Here is a 15,344-nt window from a genome sequence, read left to right as displayed (position 1 = left end):
TAAACAAAGCTCTAGATTTTCATGTATACATAGACGTTTTTATACAATATTACTCATCAAAAATGTAAAGCTGTGATCAATAAAAATAGTGGAATATAAAAAAGCAATAAAAAGTCGTTCTAGAGAGCGTTGGATGCTCCAGACAATAAAAATAAAGATCAGCATAAGGATAGTGAGGTACGACAGGAGTTATACCTAACGCAATAAATACGTAAAAAAGCCCAACATCCTGTTGGGCTTTTTTATTTTGTGCTCAGCTTTTAATCCTATCAATATAAGATTAAGCCCAACCACGCTGACGATCACGTACGTAAGGCAGAATTGAAACCAATGCTAATACTGCTAATACTGCACCAATCCATAAGCCTGAACGTAAGCCGCAACCATTCATAATTGCTAAGCCACCAATATAGGAGCCACCACCTAAACCAATGTTAATCACCGAGGTGTGTACGGCATTGACCATAGGGCCAGGATGCGCAACACTGACAATTCTCGCCATCATTGCTGGATTCATTGGAACACCAGATAATCCAATCAAGATAATTGCGATGATCGCCACAGTTTTATATTCAGCAAAAATTGCAAAAGTGAACAAGGATATACTGAGTATGGTTAGTCCGACGAGCATAATTTTAAGGCTGTGATTATGTGCTAATCGGCCAGTAATCATATTACCCACGATGTTTGAAAAACCAAATACCATCAAAATAAAGGGTACGACTTGCATGCTAAACCCAGTGATATCGACCAAAACTGGGACAAAATAACTAAATGCTGCAAAGCTTGCACCTAGAATCAAACAACTTGTTGCACAGGCTTTCCAGTAGGCTTTATTTTTAAAAGCTCTGATCTCTTCTTCCATTTTGATTTGCCCACTACTAGATACTGCAGGCAAAAGACGTACTAAAGCGATGAGGCAAATAAATACCAAAATAGCGACTAAACCAAAGGTGATACGCCAACCCCATTGTTGATCAATCATTGTCGCAAGAGGGACTCCAAACACATTTGAAATCATAAAGCCACCAATAACGATAGCTGCTGCGCGAGGGCGATCATGATTCGGAACCATAGCCATGCTTATGGCAAGTGAAAGGCTCAAACACCCCGCACACAAAACACCCGTGACAAGACGGATGATGATTAAAATAGTATGGCTAGAGGTAAAGGCACTTAAGCCTTGGATTACCACATAGAGTGCTAAGAGAATCAGTAAGACTTTTCTATACTGAACTTTATATTTGAGAAAAAAATAAGTGAGCACTGGCCCACCGAATAGAACCCCAAAAGCATAGTATGAGATTAAATGTCCAACCTCACCGACACTGATTCCAAATGCATGGGATAAAGTGGCTGTCATACCAGCGACCATCAATTCTGCTGTGCCAATTGAAAAAATCGCCAGACCCAATATATATACTGCTAATGGCATTGTTTAATGCATTCCTATTTCTTTAACGATCATTACAAAACATGAGGATAATATTTCTTTTGTCTGGTGATGAAGTTACAAGTTGGCTAAGAGGCCATTAACCACATCTTCCAGAAAACTTTTATCTGAAATATTTTTGTTCAATACACGTAAACCGTAGTAACCGGCTAAAAAGCCTCGCGCCATTTGAATAGCTGAAACTTTGGTACTGAATTCCCCATTTACTTGTCCTTCGACAAAGACTGTGAAGAGAGAATTCTCTAGACGTTGTCGATATTCTTGATTCAGGCTTGAAACGACCTGATCTTTATCTCCCATTTCCAAAGCTGAGAATAAGACCATGGCTTCGTGCTGTTCTGATTGTGAAAGATCCTCGGCAATCCCCCAAAGTAAAAGGGATCGTAATCGATCTTTGATCAGTCCTGACTGTGTGAGAATGGATAATTGTGCTGCCATGGTTTGTTGATGGCTACGCAATAAAGCTTGTTCATATAAGGCTTGTTTACTACCAAAAGCGTTATATAAACTTCCTCGACCTAAACCGGTACTATCACATAAATTTTGCGCAGAAGTACCTGCATAACCGTTGGTACTAAAGACCGCTACGGCTGCATCGATAATCTCTTTATCTTCAAACTGTCTAGGACGTCCTGGATAATTAGATTTTTCATCACTCATGGATGAGCCCGATAGGGAGTAACTTGAGGCTGCATAATAGATATTATGGAACGATTTGTCAAATATTAAAGCCAGTATTTTAACCGTGCCTAAAACTACAAAAAAGAAGAAAAATGCTATTCTAAACGTGTAATGAACGATACAAAATCAACATAACACGCATTATATTGAAAGCCCTAAGATTGGGTCTATTTATCATTTATTTAACATAAAATTTTTTATGTGAAGTTCACTTGTAACTCCAAAATAAAAAAGCCCAATCAACATGATTCGGCTTTTAAATTAAGCATATGATTTATCTTACAATAAAGTTTTATTTTGCAAAAAATGAGGCTGCTTTAATAATAAACTCCGCAATCTCTTTTGGCTTTGAAGCAAGTGAAGCATGACTCGCATTAACTTCAATCACTTCTTTTGCATTCAATCTTGCGGCCATTTTTCTTTGATTTTCAGGGCTAATCATACGATCTGCGCTTGAAATTTGATACCAAGATGGTTTTATTTTCCATGCAGGACTAACAATTGCATCGCCAAATGTACTTGCTAAAGGTGCTTTCTGAGCAACAGCCATTGCTATAGATTCTGTCGGGTCTAAATCTTGACAAAAACTTTCATGGTATTTGTCTGGGTTAATCCATAAATAACCATCACTATCAGGGACAAGATTAGCTGCTGCTTCGGGTAAGTGCTGTTGTGTAATCATGCCTGGACTTTCTGTGCTGTCAGGTGCGAATGCAGCAATATAAACTAAGCCAACAACTTTCTCATTATTTCCAGCTTCTGTGATAACCGCCCCACCATACGAATGACCAACGAGTAATACAGGACCATCAATTTGATTAATCATTTTATTTGTTCTTTCAACATCATCAGCTAAGGATGTCAAAGGTATTTCGACCGCTTTTACTTGAATACTTTGCTGAGTTAATAACGGAATAACATGCTGCCAATGCAATGAGTTACCCCAAAACCCATGAACTAAAATAACGGTAGGTAATTTCATATTCTTCTCTTTTCTAGTGTCAGTTATTTTTATAGAGTAAATTAATTTTTGTATATCTAAAATATCGTCCATGTAACATTTGAAGCACTATTCGTAATAAACATGACGCCGACTATTATCTTTAAATAAACAAAAAGCCGATCAGATGATCGGCTTCTCAAAAACAAAATTTAATTTAACTACGCCATCAAAGCTTCAATGTCTTCAATCGACTTCACTACATTCTTCGTCAACACCAATGGGCCATTTACTGTTGCAACGACATCATCTTCAATACGAATACCGATACCGCGCCATTTTACATCTACAGTTTCATCATCAGGTGCGATGTATAACCCCGGTTCAACAGTAACAACCATACCCTGCTCATAAGTACGCCATTCTGTTCCATGCTTATATGAACCTACATCATGCACATCCATACCCAACCAATGCCCTGTACCATGCATATAAAACTGACGATAACTTTCAGATTCAATAATTTGCTCAATATCACCCTGCATAATGCCTAAATCGAGTAAACCTTGAACCATGATTCGGACAGCAACATGATGCGGTTCTTTATAAGAATTACCAATTTGAATTGAATCAATTGCCGCAATTTGAGCATGTAGAATAATTTGATATAACGCTTTTTGTTCAGGACTAAACTTTCCATTTACAGGAAAAGTACGGGTAATATCAGAAGCATAAAATTCATATTCACAAGCTGCGTCGATGAGAACTAAATCACCATCTTTCAATGGTTTATTGTTTTCTACATAATGCAAAATACAGCCATTTGCACCGCCACCGACAATACTATTATAAGATGGCACACAACCATTTTGCCCGAAAATATATACCAACTCAGCTTCTAGCGCGTATTCCATCATGTCAGGGCGAACTTTTTGCATTGCATGGGTATGTGCTTCTGCACTGATATTTGAAGCGATTTGCATCAGTTCAATTTCTTGTGTCGATTTATGCAAACGCATTTCATCGACAATACGGTCTAACTGAATAATTTCCGCAGGTCCGCCATTACCACGACGTTGTTGTTCATCTGCTTCTTTAATCCAAGCACTCACTCGTGCATCGAAATCTGCACGCTGTCCAATCCGATAATATAATTTTTGTTTATTTAATAGTTTTTCAATAATTTCTTCATCAAGCAGATCAATCGCATAGGCCTCATCTGCATCATAATCATCTATAACACCATCAATTCCAGCACGGTAACCATTCCAAATTTCCATGTCACGATTTCGTTCACGACAAAACACGCTATAAACATAAGATTCACACGTTTCATCAGTTTCAATCACAACAACCGCTTCTGGCTCTGCAAAACCTGTTAAATAGAAAAAACTACTGTCAGCACGAAACTTATAATCTGCATCACGATTACGCATCACTTCAGGACTGGTGGCAATAATAGCAATGCTGTTAGGACCCATTTGCTCTGCGAGGCGGTCACGACGTTCCTGAAAATCGGCTTGGCTTAATTTCATTTTATATTCAGCTTATATTTCAAATCATTGAATCGGTTTATGATGATCTTAACTTACAACCACAAATCTACTAATGCAAATACCCTTTTCAAGTGAAAGGATATTCGCACACTTTTGAAAATAACAACCTTAGCTTGGACGGTTCGGTGTAAACATTTCCACTACACTATTGCCTTCTGAATTTTCTAAAGCTTGTTTCATTTTGCTGTGAAAATTTTGGAGCAAAGAACTTTCAGCTACAGCAATTTTTTTACACCCCATAGACAATGATACTGGGATTAAGCGTACAAATTCGTACAACTCTTGGTAACTCGCCTCACCCTCTTCATCATTATCAGATTCGTCAAACTCAACAGAAGCAACATCTTGCAAGCTTTCAATTAACTCCCGCTCTTCTGCACGAATTTGACCTGAAGCTAAGCCGAATCCTAATACAACACCTTCACACCAATCTGCAAGAGCTCTAACACGCTCTGATAATGAATGTTCATCGTCTGGCAACATTGGAAGATAATCCAATTCATCTTCAGAAAGTGCATGAAAAATGTCTTCAGCTTCTTCAGACAGTACTGCGATGGCAGAATCGTCTAATTTTGGAACATCAAGTGTTGATAAAATTTGTAACCATTCATCACGCGTAGGCGCTTCGGTAACACAAACTATACCTGTTAGTAAGCCATGTAACTCACTTGGGCTTGAAATTTCCTCAATCTCATCAAAATTTTGATTCCAATCGGTCCAACCTGAAATATCGTCTTGCATTCGTTTATCCAATCTCTATACTTCTGTATATATTACCTTTGATTGCGAATCTGTGCGACCTCGTTATGTTAGAACAATTACAGCGTCTACAGACGCATATTGGTGTTTTAAAAACACGAATTGAAAAAATTGAAAATGAAAATGCTTCACTGTTAAAAGAAAAAGATAATAGTGAAGAGCAAACTCATGCTCAAATTAGTCATAAAAACAGTATCATCACACAAAAACAGGATGAAATTGAAAGTCTAACTGAGCAACTCACTCAGTTACAAAATCAATTTCAACAACTGAATACCGACTCGACTTCTCTCGCTGAGCGTTATGGTCGTTTGGAGAAAAGTTGTACAGATTTAAAAAATCGTTTCCAAGAAATTTTGGCTGAGCGTAATGAATTACGTGTGATGAAAGAAAAAATGGCTAATGAACAGCGTCATCATTTACAAGATATTAAAAATCTTAAAGATGAACGTGAGCGCTTAATTCAAAAAAATGAACATGCAAAAGCGAAAGTTGAAGCCATTATTCAGCGTCTATCTATTTTAGGCACTGAACAAGATCAGCATGCGCAAGAAATTCAGCAACTTGCTCATCCAACAGAAACCAATGAGGAAGTTTAACAATGTCTGAACACGTTACTGTTGAATTACGCTTAATTGAACAAGTTTTTCGCTTAGCAACGACTTCAGAAAAAAAACCTGATTTAGAGCGTGCGGGTCAGCTTTTAAACGATAAATTTCAAGAATTCCGTCGTAAAGCACCCAATGTTGAACATAATAAATTGGTCATTATGGTCGCATTAGAGTTAATGCAAGAAGTTTTAACAATGAATAAATCGTTACAAGAATACGCACAATGCGAACGTCTGCTCGGTGATATGTTAGAAGATGTTGAAAAAGCGAGATAATCCGCTTTTTTTTCGTTCGATCAAATCTATTTAGGATGTTTTTTTACTACAATTTGATCTATCACGATTTGCCTGAATCTTCTAATTATGTATACTTGATACAACTCTGGGATGTTCGCCAGTACGTCTATTCCCCTGCCGATACTTAAACTTATGGATGTGTTCTGTATATTTTGAGTGTATGCCCACCTCGAGTGGGAAACCCATTAAGTGTACGTCACGTCCACCTTGAACTCATCGGGTTCAGGGTAACGACATTGCAGCGGCATCTTCGGAGTGTTTTATTTTAAATAATAACAATAACTTAGAATAATACTTAATTCAACCTTGACATATTTATCCAGTTGGCAAAGCTTACTTTAGTGGTAAAGATGGATATTCAGTTCCACAAGCAATCTCTAATCGTATTGGAGTTTTTGAAAAATTAACAAAAAAAGATATGGAGAAATACAAAAACTTAATTTGGTCAACTTCGGTTTCAAATTATATTTCGCATGATGGCGAAAGCTCTGCAATAATAAATGCAGTTAGGAATTATAAATATGCATAGATTGGAGCTTATAACAATACTAGTTACAAAGTTTATGGCACGCCACCAGTTCAACCATCAAAATAAAGGACTTGTAATACGAAAATACATGTTAATAATTTTGAGTTTTTCTCTATCAAGTTGTTATGGTAAAGAGGAAAGAATCGAAATGGAATGGGATTTTCCTAATTGTGGCACAAGTATTATAAATAATTCGAAAATAGATAAAATATGTGCTACGCAAGACTTTTTTGCCCAAGCACCTAGAAAAAGAAAAAAATCTTGGTTTGGCTTTTTAGCCGCTGAAGGCAGTTCAGGCTATGAAGGTCCAAAAGATCAAGAAGGTGCTATACAAGAATTTGATAATAAAGAACTAGATTTAAAAAAACATATTTGGGATTTTAGTAAACAAAACAGTCCCGAGCTACGGCTTAGAGGACATGATAGTGTTATAAGAAATGGTATTATTCTTAATACAGATATTATTTTAGGTTATGATTATTATTCTCTGCCAAATTTCTTAATAGGAGAACAACGAGGAAATACTGGTATTGAAAAAACACGAAATCCTGAAATATTAAATTACGGTTTTTTATATGCAGATAATTACTTTGAATGTAAAAAAGCGACTTATAATAAATGTGAAAACAAAGCTATCGAAAATAAATTTGAGAATTTCTCTATCGAAAACTTAAACATCAAAAGTAAAGAAATAAGTCTATATTCATGGGGAGGGCGTATTTCGAATACAAAAATTATTATTGAAAATTATTTAATTATAGGTGGATCAAAAGCAAAAATTTCAAGTAATTTGATAATTTCGAAAACCTCTTTAGAAAAAATAAAATCAATTCTTGGATTAAATAAAATAAATAAATCTGGTTTGGTAGACTATTCTTCTCTAATTTTCCCTTTTCAAGAAGAAAATCAAACTACTATTCCTTCAGCTTTATACGTAAAATTTTCTCCTAATACTGTCATCGACGGCAACACTTTTAGCCTCACTCAAAAGAATGACCAAGCCTACGCTATTGTATTAGATCACTCCCCTCGTGTGCGTATTACCAACAATACTTTTAACGGTTTTAAAGTTCCTATTTTGATGGATCAGTGGAGCTCTATTGTCGACGAAAAAGGTAATGAAATTAAACCTGAAAATTTTAAAGGCTATGGCAACGTTATTAATGCTAACAAATTCGCAGGCAATGTTACGATGAATCGAAAAGGTGAGATTGTGCTTAAATAATAGGTTTCTTAAAATTGGTTTAAAAAAATATTAAAAATATAGGAAAAACCATTGATGGGATGTATCAAAATGAAAATAAACTGGATGCTCTTAGCGGGTGTAGCACCATATCTTAGTGTACTTGCATACGATGTGTGGCTCTTATTCTTCTTTCGCAGGCGTTGTGGACTTTAGCCAATGAGGTGCAAACTCTTCTTTCGCTATCGTCACTCAAAGCGAAGGGCCAACCTATGCTTGTGGTGGGCTCGACACTGGCGTTGGTAACCCTATCAATGTTCTCAATGGCAATAAGTTTGAAGCTGTGGAAAACTTTAAAGAACTTCCCTCCTTTAAAGGTCACTCCTTCTCTCGTTTTTATAATAGCCAAAGTCATGCCAATACTCCTTTCGGCTATGGTTAGTACAGCTCTTTTGATCTTAAACTTTATGAACAACCCGATATTATCCAGATTCGTCTTGAATCTGGTAAACGTATCAATTTCAAAAAAAATAAGATTAACCTCGGTAATAATCAGTTTGTTATTCGTGCTCTTCCTTTCAATCCTTCCGATGGTTGGATTGAAAAGAAAATTGATAGTTCTGGATGGGTTTGGCACAAAACTCAATCCAATCAAGATTATTTCTTTCAATATTTAGGTGGTAAAGATCCTCATCTAGCACGCATCACCAATATTACTGCTCTCGCAGATATTGAAAAAAATGATCCTACTCTGAATTTTTCTTTTGCTTATGATCAGCAACAGCGCTTAGTTAATGTTAAAAATGACAAGGTCAGCAGCTTAATTTCGCTTATTCAATAACCAATTTTGGTTTGCCTCAAATTGTTTTAATCACACCACTTGGTCAATATTTCTATTTTTTAGATCGTAATAACAATCTCGCTCAAGTCGTTTATCCTGATGGACATCGCTTTAAGTATGGTTATGACCTGAAGTTTCAAGGTGGGGATATTCATAATCTCACTGCGAAGTGAATAGCCACTAATTTTGTAGACACCTTTTAGTTAGATAAAATGGTTAATTAACGAGGTGCTTATGAGCAGTAGCAAAGATAGCCTGTATACTTGGATTAAACGTTATGATCCGCAGCAGCCCAATCTAGCAGAGTCTAATGATCTGAGTGTAGAATTAGCAAAGCTAAAAAAAGAACTGCAACGAGTTACTGAAGAAAGGGATATTCTAAAAAAGGCCGCGGTGTACTTCGCAAGCCAGTCCAAATGAGGTACGCCTTTATTCAGGACAACCAGCCTATCTGGTCGATCCGTCGTTTGTGTTCAACTTTAGATATCCATCACAGCGGCTATTACGCATGGTTAAAGCACCCCTACAGTAAGACTGCTAAGAAACGAGAATAGCTTTTAGGTCTTATTAAACAGTTTTGGCTGGAATCTGGTGGAGTTTATGGCTATCGTAAGATTCACTGTGATTTGAAAGATGTTGGTGAAAGTTTCGGAATTAATCGAGTACACCGGCTCATGAAGGCGAATGGTCTAAAATCACAGCGCGGCTATCGTAAACCTAGAACTCATGCAGGTACTCCATCTGTCATTGCTGCAAATACGTTAGATCGACAGTTTAGCCCATCCTAACCATCTATCGGTCACTGATATTACCTATATTCGTACTCATGAAGGATGGTTATATCTTGCGGTAGTGATTGATTTATTTTCACGCATTGTAGTTGGCTGGTCTATGAAATCAAGAATGATTACAGATCTGGTTTTAGATGCATTATTGATGGCTCTGTGGCGAAGAAAACCAAAGAATAAAGTTTTGATTCATTCTGATCAAGCCAGCCTATACGCCAGCTATGAATGGCAGACATTTCTCAAGCATCATAATCTTGAAAGTAGTATGAGTCGCCACTTGCGCAGTACACCGCTCATGTCATGATAATGCTGTTGCCGAGAGCTTCTTTCAACTACTAAAGTGAGAGAAGATCAAGAAGAAAATATATTCATCCAGAGCTGAAGCACGATCCGATATCTTTGAATATATTGAGATGTTCTATAATTCAAAACGAAGACATGGTTCTAATGGTCAACGCTCTCCATTAGATTATGAAAAGCCCCATCAAAAGATGGTTATATGTGTCTAGAATTTTAGTGGCTATTCACTATCACTGATACCGCTAAATTCGCCAATATTTCCATTCAGATCATCAATACAGTTTTCATCGATGTATGTCAAAAAGTGCATTCGAATGTGAAAATATCTCCGTTGAATAGTTCTATAATTCTAAAAATTAAGATGTGTTTTACACTTAAAAAATCAGTAACTTTACCCATTTATTAATGAGTAGTTGCAGCCATTAATTTTCCTTGTTCTAACGACAATATTTCAGCTTGTAAATATACCAACTCATCTAGATGATGTGTCACATAAATCATAGGTAACTCAATTTCTTGCTTCAATCTTTTCAAAAAAGGTAAAATTTGTTGCTTTAATTTATTGTCTAATCCTGTCAATGGCTCATCAAGCAGTAATAATTGAGGTGAAGACAGCAATGCACGCCCAATAGATACTCGTTGTGCTTCACCGCCTGAAAGTTGATGTGCTTTACGATAAATTAAAGACTTTAACTCTAATAAATCAACAATTTCATCAAAATTGAATTTACGATCTGCATGATCAACCCACTTTTCTGCATACCTTAAATTCTGCTGAACATTCATATGTGGAAACAGTAACCCATTCTGAAAGATCAACGCAATTTTACGTTGATGTATCGGTACACAAATATTCTGTTCATCGTCAAATAAGATCTGTTCATTAAGCTGAATCAAACCATGGGCTGGATTTAATAAACCTACAATATTTTTTAATAACGTACTTTTACCATTGCCCGATGCTCCCACAATGCCCAATAATTGGTGTTGCATTTCAAATTGTATATTCAACTGAAAATCTTTGACCTGATATTCAAAATCGCAACGTAGCATCAGCTTATCCGGTTAATTTTTTTTGATATTTTTGCAAGATAAAATAATTCACAATGAGAGCAGAAAAAGCCAAAATTAATGACAAAGTGACCAAACGCATCGCCATGACATCACCATCTGGTTGCTGTAAATAAGAATAAATCGCAATAGGTATGGTGCGTGTTTCATCTGGAATATTTCCCACAAAAGTAATTGTGGCCCCAAACTCACCCAAACTTCGACTAAAACATAAAATACTGCCAATCAATATCCCAGGGAGGGCTAAAGGTAAATTTATACTTAGAAAAATCTGACTTGGGCTTGCACCTAAAGAACCTGCAATCTGCTCTAATTGCTGATTCATCAATTGGAAAGATAACCGAATCGGTTGTACCATCAATGGAAAAGCCACAATCATAGATGCCAAAACTGCACCTTTCCAATTAAATGCTAGTTGTATTCCCATTTGATGCAAATATTTTCCAACCCAACCATTATTTCCAAATAATACCAATAATAAATATCCTAAAACGACTGGCGGTAACACCATTGGTAATTGTAAAAATGCCTCTACAATAAATTTAAGTCTGAATTCATAGCGTGCCAAAAACCAAGCAAGTGTAATTGCAAAAGGTAAACAAAATAACGTTGCAAAACTGGCGACTTTTGCTGATAAATATAAAGCACTCATTTCTTCAGGACTGAGCATTCATCATTCTACTTTTGAATATTAAAGCCATATTTTTGAAATATGCTTTTGGCTTGAGGGCTACTTTTTATAAACTTTTCAAACTGTATTGCATCAAGATTTTTCTCACCCTGCTTGGTTAATGCTATAGGATAAATAATAGGATGATGTGAAGCTTCAGGAAATATTCCAATAATTTTGACTTTTTTACTGATCAAAGCATCCGTTTTATAAACAATTCCAACTGCACATTCACCACGTTCTACAAATGCTAAAGTAGAACGAACATCATCTGTGCCAACAATACGTCCTTTGAGGCTATCCAACCAATTTAATTTAATTAAACTTTGCTTAGCATATTTTCCCGCAGGAACAGACTCCATCTGCCCTGTGCATAAATACCCTTTGAAAGATGATCCAAAATTAAAACTTGGTTCAGCTTTAAATATGATATTTAAACTTTGCGGACTTATCGCCACCAATTGATTCGACAATAGAGCTTCGGTTTTATTTGCTGTAATCATTTTTTTATTGATTAGATAATTCATCCAATCAACATCAGCCGAAAAAAATATGTCACTACTCGCCCCAGATTCCACTTGCTTTGCCAAAGCTGAAGAAGCACCAAAAACAGCAACGATATTTTTTTGTGGATATTGTTTTTGATATATTTTAGCAATGTCATTCATTGCATTGGTTAAACTTGCGGCAGCATAAACTTTGACTATTTCTGCTTGAAGTAGACTACACACACTTAAGAGTGCTGTTGCAAAGATTATTTTTTTCATAGTTGCCTCAATTTTTTAAATATCATCGAATTGGACTAGAAAATTATTGAATAAGAGCTTTAATAATTTCGATCTATCCATTAAATGTAGTGAATTAAGTAATTAAAAATCCTTGTACGACATCTCCTTCGTTCAATGATTTCCCAGCAGGAATCCGCACTAAACAATTGGCTTGCATTAAATTACTCAGCATGTGTGATTGCTGTTTTGACAAGCTACCGACTTTTAAAGTTGCCTGATCAAAGCCAACACGCATGCGTAAAATACGCTCCCTTGCATCGACTTTTAAACTATGCGTCAACTCTGCTTTAAAGCTATTTGGAAAATATGCATGCCCTTGTAAAACATTTAAAACAGTTTGCATATAGATTTGCATGCCGACATATACTGCAGCAGGATTCCCTGGTAATCCTAATAAATAGCAAAATGACAGATCTTCACGTTTCAATTCAGCAAATAACATCGGCTTACCCGGTTTCTGTTTTACTTTCCAAAAAATTTGCTGAAAACCTAAATCTAAAGCCACAGGACGTATAAAATCATAATCACCAACAGACACTCCACCAGTGGTTAAAATAAAATCATATTTTTGGCTTAAGTCATGCAATAAGCTTTTAACAGTTTGAGCATTATCCTCTATATGAAAAATATCAATACTTTGGTTTTGCTGTTGAAACCATGCTTGAATTAATGGTCCATTGGCATCGAAAATTTTTCCTGATTGGAAATCTTCAATACTTTTTGCAACTTCGTCACCTGTAATCACCACTGCAACTTTTGGATATTGGTAAACGCTCACTCTTTGCACACCAGCCATACTAAGCAAAGCAATTGCACCTATAGAAAGTCTTTGTCCTTTTTCTGCTAATAATTGCCCAACTGTAACTTCTTCGCCTTCATCCCGAATATCAACATGTGCTGTTAAAATTTCTGTAATTTCAATACATTCATTATTTATAATCTGAACAATTTCCTGTCGCGCAACTGTGGTTGTGCCTTTCGGAATTGGAGCACCTGTAAAAATTCGAACGGCTTGTCCTGCTTGCAATGTCAATTCAGCATTTTGTCCAGCACGAATTTCTCCGATCAACGAAAAATGAGTATGAGAGTCAATGTTATCAACTGAATTCAATGCATAACCATCCACCGCACTTTGTGAAAACAATGGTAATTGTATTTCTGAAAAAATATCATCAGCCAAATATCGATTTAATGCAGTATTAAGAGCAATACTTTCAACTGCCAATCGCTGAGTTTTTTCTAAAATTAGAGATAAAGCCTGATCAATAGAAATCAAACCTGATTCAGCACCACAGCCTGTACTTGTTTTACTCTCTAATATTTCAACAGCTAAATTGTTTTTGTCTATTTCAATAATTGGCTTTTGATTCATTGATAACCACCTTGATGTGGTATGTTTTTTTGCACATCGAAAAGGTGAATCAGTGCAGGTAAAATTGCAATCAAAGATTCTTGTGCGCCCTGACGGCTGCCAGGCAAAGTAATCACTAAACTATGATCAATATAACCTGCCACACCACGGCTAAGCGCAGCATAAGGCGTACGTTTTTGTCCAAAACTACGTGATGCTTCCATCAACCCAGGAATTTCACGTTTCAGTAAAGGCTGAATCGTTTCAATGGTTAAATCTTTCGGCCCTAAACCAGTGCCACCGACCGTTAAAATGAGTGGATATTGATTTTTTTGCTGTTCAATGAGTGCTAATAATTGCTCAGGACTATCTGGAATCACTTGATAAGCAATATGACTAAAATTCCCTTCTTTTAAAATATTCAGTACATTTTTCCCTGCTGTATCAGCCTTTTTACCTGCTGCTACCGTATCCGACAATACAATAATGGATGCGGGTAAGGGCTCTTTCAATGCACGAGTAAAATGCGACTTACCGCCTTTTTTCTTGTCTAATTTACACTGATCTAAACTTAAATCTTCAGGCTCACAATGTGGTTTCAGCATGTCATAGAGAGTTAGACCTGCAAGGCTGACTGCTGTCAATGCCTCCATTTCAACGCCCGTTGGGCCTATCGTTTCCACAGTAGCAATAATTTTTACATAATTTTCAAACAACTCAAAATCAACATCTGCACGATAAATGGGTAATGGATGACACAATGGAATGAGTTCATCGGTACGTTTTGCAGCTAAAATTCCTGCAATTCTTGCTGTTTTAAGTGCATCTCCTTTCTCAGTATTACCTGTACGAAGAAGTTCAATACAATGTGGTGGTGCTTGCAAAATACCCGATGCAATCGCTGTCCGATAACTTTCAGCTTTCATACCCACATTTTTCATAACAGTTTCCTTGTTGCAATTTTATATGGTGAATAAGGGTGCTTAAAATTAATATTATTCATGTTGATGGTATGGATGACATTGATCATTCTGCTGATGTGAGTGCATCGAGTCATATTGCTTGTGACTATGCTCATGATCTATATCCTTTCGGATACAACATCCTTCTACATATTGACTACTTCCATCTGTATAAAACTCTTCTTTCCACACGGGTACTTCATGTTTAACGCGCTCTACGGCTTCTTCACATGCTTGAAACGCTTCACGGCGATGAGCTGAATAAGCAATTGCAATAATCGCTGTTTCACCAATATCTAAAGCACCAATTCTGTGGATAACCCGTACATAAGACACGGCGTATTTACCCTGAATATCTTGTTCAATCTGACGAATCATTTTTTCCGCTACAAGTGCATAAGCCGTATATTTTAAGGCTTGTACCGCTTTACCTTCATGATGATTACGCACCGTGCCAATAAATACGCCAATGCCCCCACACTCAGGAAAATGTTGAATGCCATCAAAAATATCCTGTGTAAATGTGTGGGTCTGAATCCGTGCAAAATGTTTCAGTGCTTGCATG

The 15,344-nt window shown here is 36.5% G+C and carries 16 protein-coding genes, 1 other RNA gene and 1 pseudogene; 7 read left to right on the top strand and 11 right to left on the bottom strand.

Translation table 11 applies throughout. The annotated features are described in order from the left end of the window. Positions 1 to 280: 280 nt before the first annotated feature. The 5 genes from ACG94X_RS06330 to ACG94X_RS06310 all read right to left on the bottom strand — a co-directional run bounded on the left by ACG94X_RS06330 (position 281) and on the right by ACG94X_RS06310 (position 5,371). On the bottom strand, positions 281 to 1,435 hold the full coding sequence (locus ACG94X_RS06330) for an MFS transporter (protein ID WP_419382898.1): 1,155 nt from the start codon (positions 1,433 to 1,435) through the stop codon (positions 281 to 283). A 75-nt stretch (positions 1,436 to 1,510) separates the two neighbouring features. Then, positions 1,511 to 2,113: a TetR/AcrR family transcriptional regulator gene (locus ACG94X_RS06325; RefSeq protein ID WP_419382897.1), complete on the bottom strand. Its 603-nt coding sequence runs from the start codon at positions 2,111 to 2,113 to the stop codon at positions 1,511 to 1,513. Between the two features lie 313 nt (positions 2,114 to 2,426). Then, positions 2,427 to 3,116, bottom strand: a complete 690-nt coding sequence (locus ACG94X_RS06320; protein WP_419382896.1) for an alpha/beta hydrolase — start codon at positions 3,114 to 3,116, stop codon at positions 2,427 to 2,429. A gap of 179 nt (positions 3,117 to 3,295) precedes the next feature. Beyond that, the gene (gene pepP / locus ACG94X_RS06315; RefSeq protein ID WP_419382895.1) at positions 3,296 to 4,609 is read right to left on the bottom strand and encodes a Xaa-Pro aminopeptidase; all 1,314 of its coding nucleotides are present in this window, start codon (positions 4,607 to 4,609) and stop codon (positions 3,296 to 3,298) included. Positions 4,610 to 4,738: 129 nt separating this feature from the next. Continuing rightward, positions 4,739 to 5,371: a UPF0149 family protein gene (locus ACG94X_RS06310; protein WP_419382894.1), complete on the bottom strand. Its 633-nt coding sequence runs from the start codon at positions 5,369 to 5,371 to the stop codon at positions 4,739 to 4,741. Between the two features lie 65 nt (positions 5,372 to 5,436). On the opposite strand from ACG94X_RS06310, the gene ACG94X_RS06305 reads away from it, so the two are divergent. From ACG94X_RS06305 to ACG94X_RS06275, 7 genes and pseudogenes are all read left to right on the top strand, one after another. Next, on the top strand, positions 5,437 to 5,988 hold the full coding sequence (locus ACG94X_RS06305; RefSeq protein ID WP_419382893.1) for a hypothetical protein: 552 nt from the start codon (positions 5,437 to 5,439) through the stop codon (positions 5,986 to 5,988). 2 nt (positions 5,989 to 5,990) lie between these two features. Then, entirely contained in the window at positions 5,991 to 6,275 is a 285-nt protein-coding gene (locus ACG94X_RS06300) for a cell division protein ZapA (protein ID WP_419382892.1), read from the top strand. A gap of 100 nt (positions 6,276 to 6,375) precedes the next feature. Next, positions 6,376 to 6,557: non-coding RNA, 6S RNA (ssrS, locus tag ACG94X_RS06295), on the top strand. 239 nt (positions 6,558 to 6,796) lie between these two features. Beyond that, the gene (locus ACG94X_RS06290) at positions 6,797 to 8,050 is read left to right on the top strand and encodes a right-handed parallel beta-helix repeat-containing protein (protein ID WP_419382891.1); all 1,254 of its coding nucleotides are present in this window, start codon (positions 6,797 to 6,799) and stop codon (positions 8,048 to 8,050) included. A 301-nt stretch (positions 8,051 to 8,351) separates the two neighbouring features. Continuing rightward, the gene (locus ACG94X_RS06285; RefSeq protein WP_419382890.1) at positions 8,352 to 8,450 is read left to right on the top strand and encodes a hypothetical protein; all 99 of its coding nucleotides are present in this window, start codon (positions 8,352 to 8,354) and stop codon (positions 8,448 to 8,450) included. Between the two features lie 410 nt (positions 8,451 to 8,860). Further along, complete coding sequence (locus ACG94X_RS06280) at positions 8,861 to 9,022, top strand: hypothetical protein (protein WP_419382889.1); 162 nt, start codon at positions 8,861 to 8,863, stop codon at positions 9,020 to 9,022. A 70-nt stretch (positions 9,023 to 9,092) separates the two neighbouring features. Then, positions 9,093 to 10,146 (top strand): annotated as a pseudogene (locus tag ACG94X_RS06275) (IS3 family transposase); the annotation flags it as partial. A gap of 193 nt (positions 10,147 to 10,339) precedes the next feature. Here the strand turns inward: ACG94X_RS06275 and ACG94X_RS06270 are convergent. The 6 genes from ACG94X_RS06270 to ACG94X_RS06245 all read right to left on the bottom strand — a co-directional run bounded on the left by ACG94X_RS06270 (position 10,340) and on the right by ACG94X_RS06245 (position 15,343). Continuing rightward, positions 10,340 to 10,990: an ATP-binding cassette domain-containing protein gene (locus ACG94X_RS06270; protein WP_419382888.1), complete on the bottom strand. Its 651-nt coding sequence runs from the start codon at positions 10,988 to 10,990 to the stop codon at positions 10,340 to 10,342. Between the two features lie 4 nt (positions 10,991 to 10,994). Further along, positions 10,995 to 11,678: a molybdate ABC transporter permease subunit gene (modB, locus tag ACG94X_RS06265; protein ID WP_419382887.1), complete on the bottom strand. Its 684-nt coding sequence runs from the start codon at positions 11,676 to 11,678 to the stop codon at positions 10,995 to 10,997. 8 nt (positions 11,679 to 11,686) lie between these two features. Continuing rightward, positions 11,687 to 12,445, bottom strand: a complete 759-nt coding sequence (gene modA, locus ACG94X_RS06260; RefSeq protein WP_419382886.1) for a molybdate ABC transporter substrate-binding protein — start codon at positions 12,443 to 12,445, stop codon at positions 11,687 to 11,689. Between the two features lie 94 nt (positions 12,446 to 12,539). Further along, positions 12,540 to 13,787: a molybdopterin molybdotransferase MoeA gene (locus ACG94X_RS06255; RefSeq protein ID WP_419383027.1), complete on the bottom strand. Its 1,248-nt coding sequence runs from the start codon at positions 13,785 to 13,787 to the stop codon at positions 12,540 to 12,542. A gap of 47 nt (positions 13,788 to 13,834) precedes the next feature. Continuing rightward, positions 13,835 to 14,758 carry a bifunctional molybdenum cofactor biosynthesis protein MoaC/MoaB gene (gene moaCB, locus ACG94X_RS06250; RefSeq protein ID WP_419382885.1) on the bottom strand — a complete coding sequence of 308 codons (924 nt, stop codon included), beginning with the start codon at positions 14,756 to 14,758 and terminating at the stop codon, positions 13,835 to 13,837. A 54-nt stretch (positions 14,759 to 14,812) separates the two neighbouring features. Further along, a complete protein-coding gene (locus ACG94X_RS06245; RefSeq protein WP_419382884.1) occupies positions 14,813 to 15,343 on the bottom strand; it encodes a molybdenum cofactor biosynthesis protein MoaE in 531 nt (176 codons plus the stop codon). Position 15,344 lies beyond the last annotated feature (1 nt).

The organism is Acinetobacter psychrotolerans, assembly GCF_048552595.1.
Taxonomy (GTDB): Bacteria; Pseudomonadota; Gammaproteobacteria; order Pseudomonadales; family Moraxellaceae; genus Acinetobacter.
Note: the sequence above shows the minus strand (reverse complement) of the source record. Positions and strands in the feature narration are given on the sequence as shown.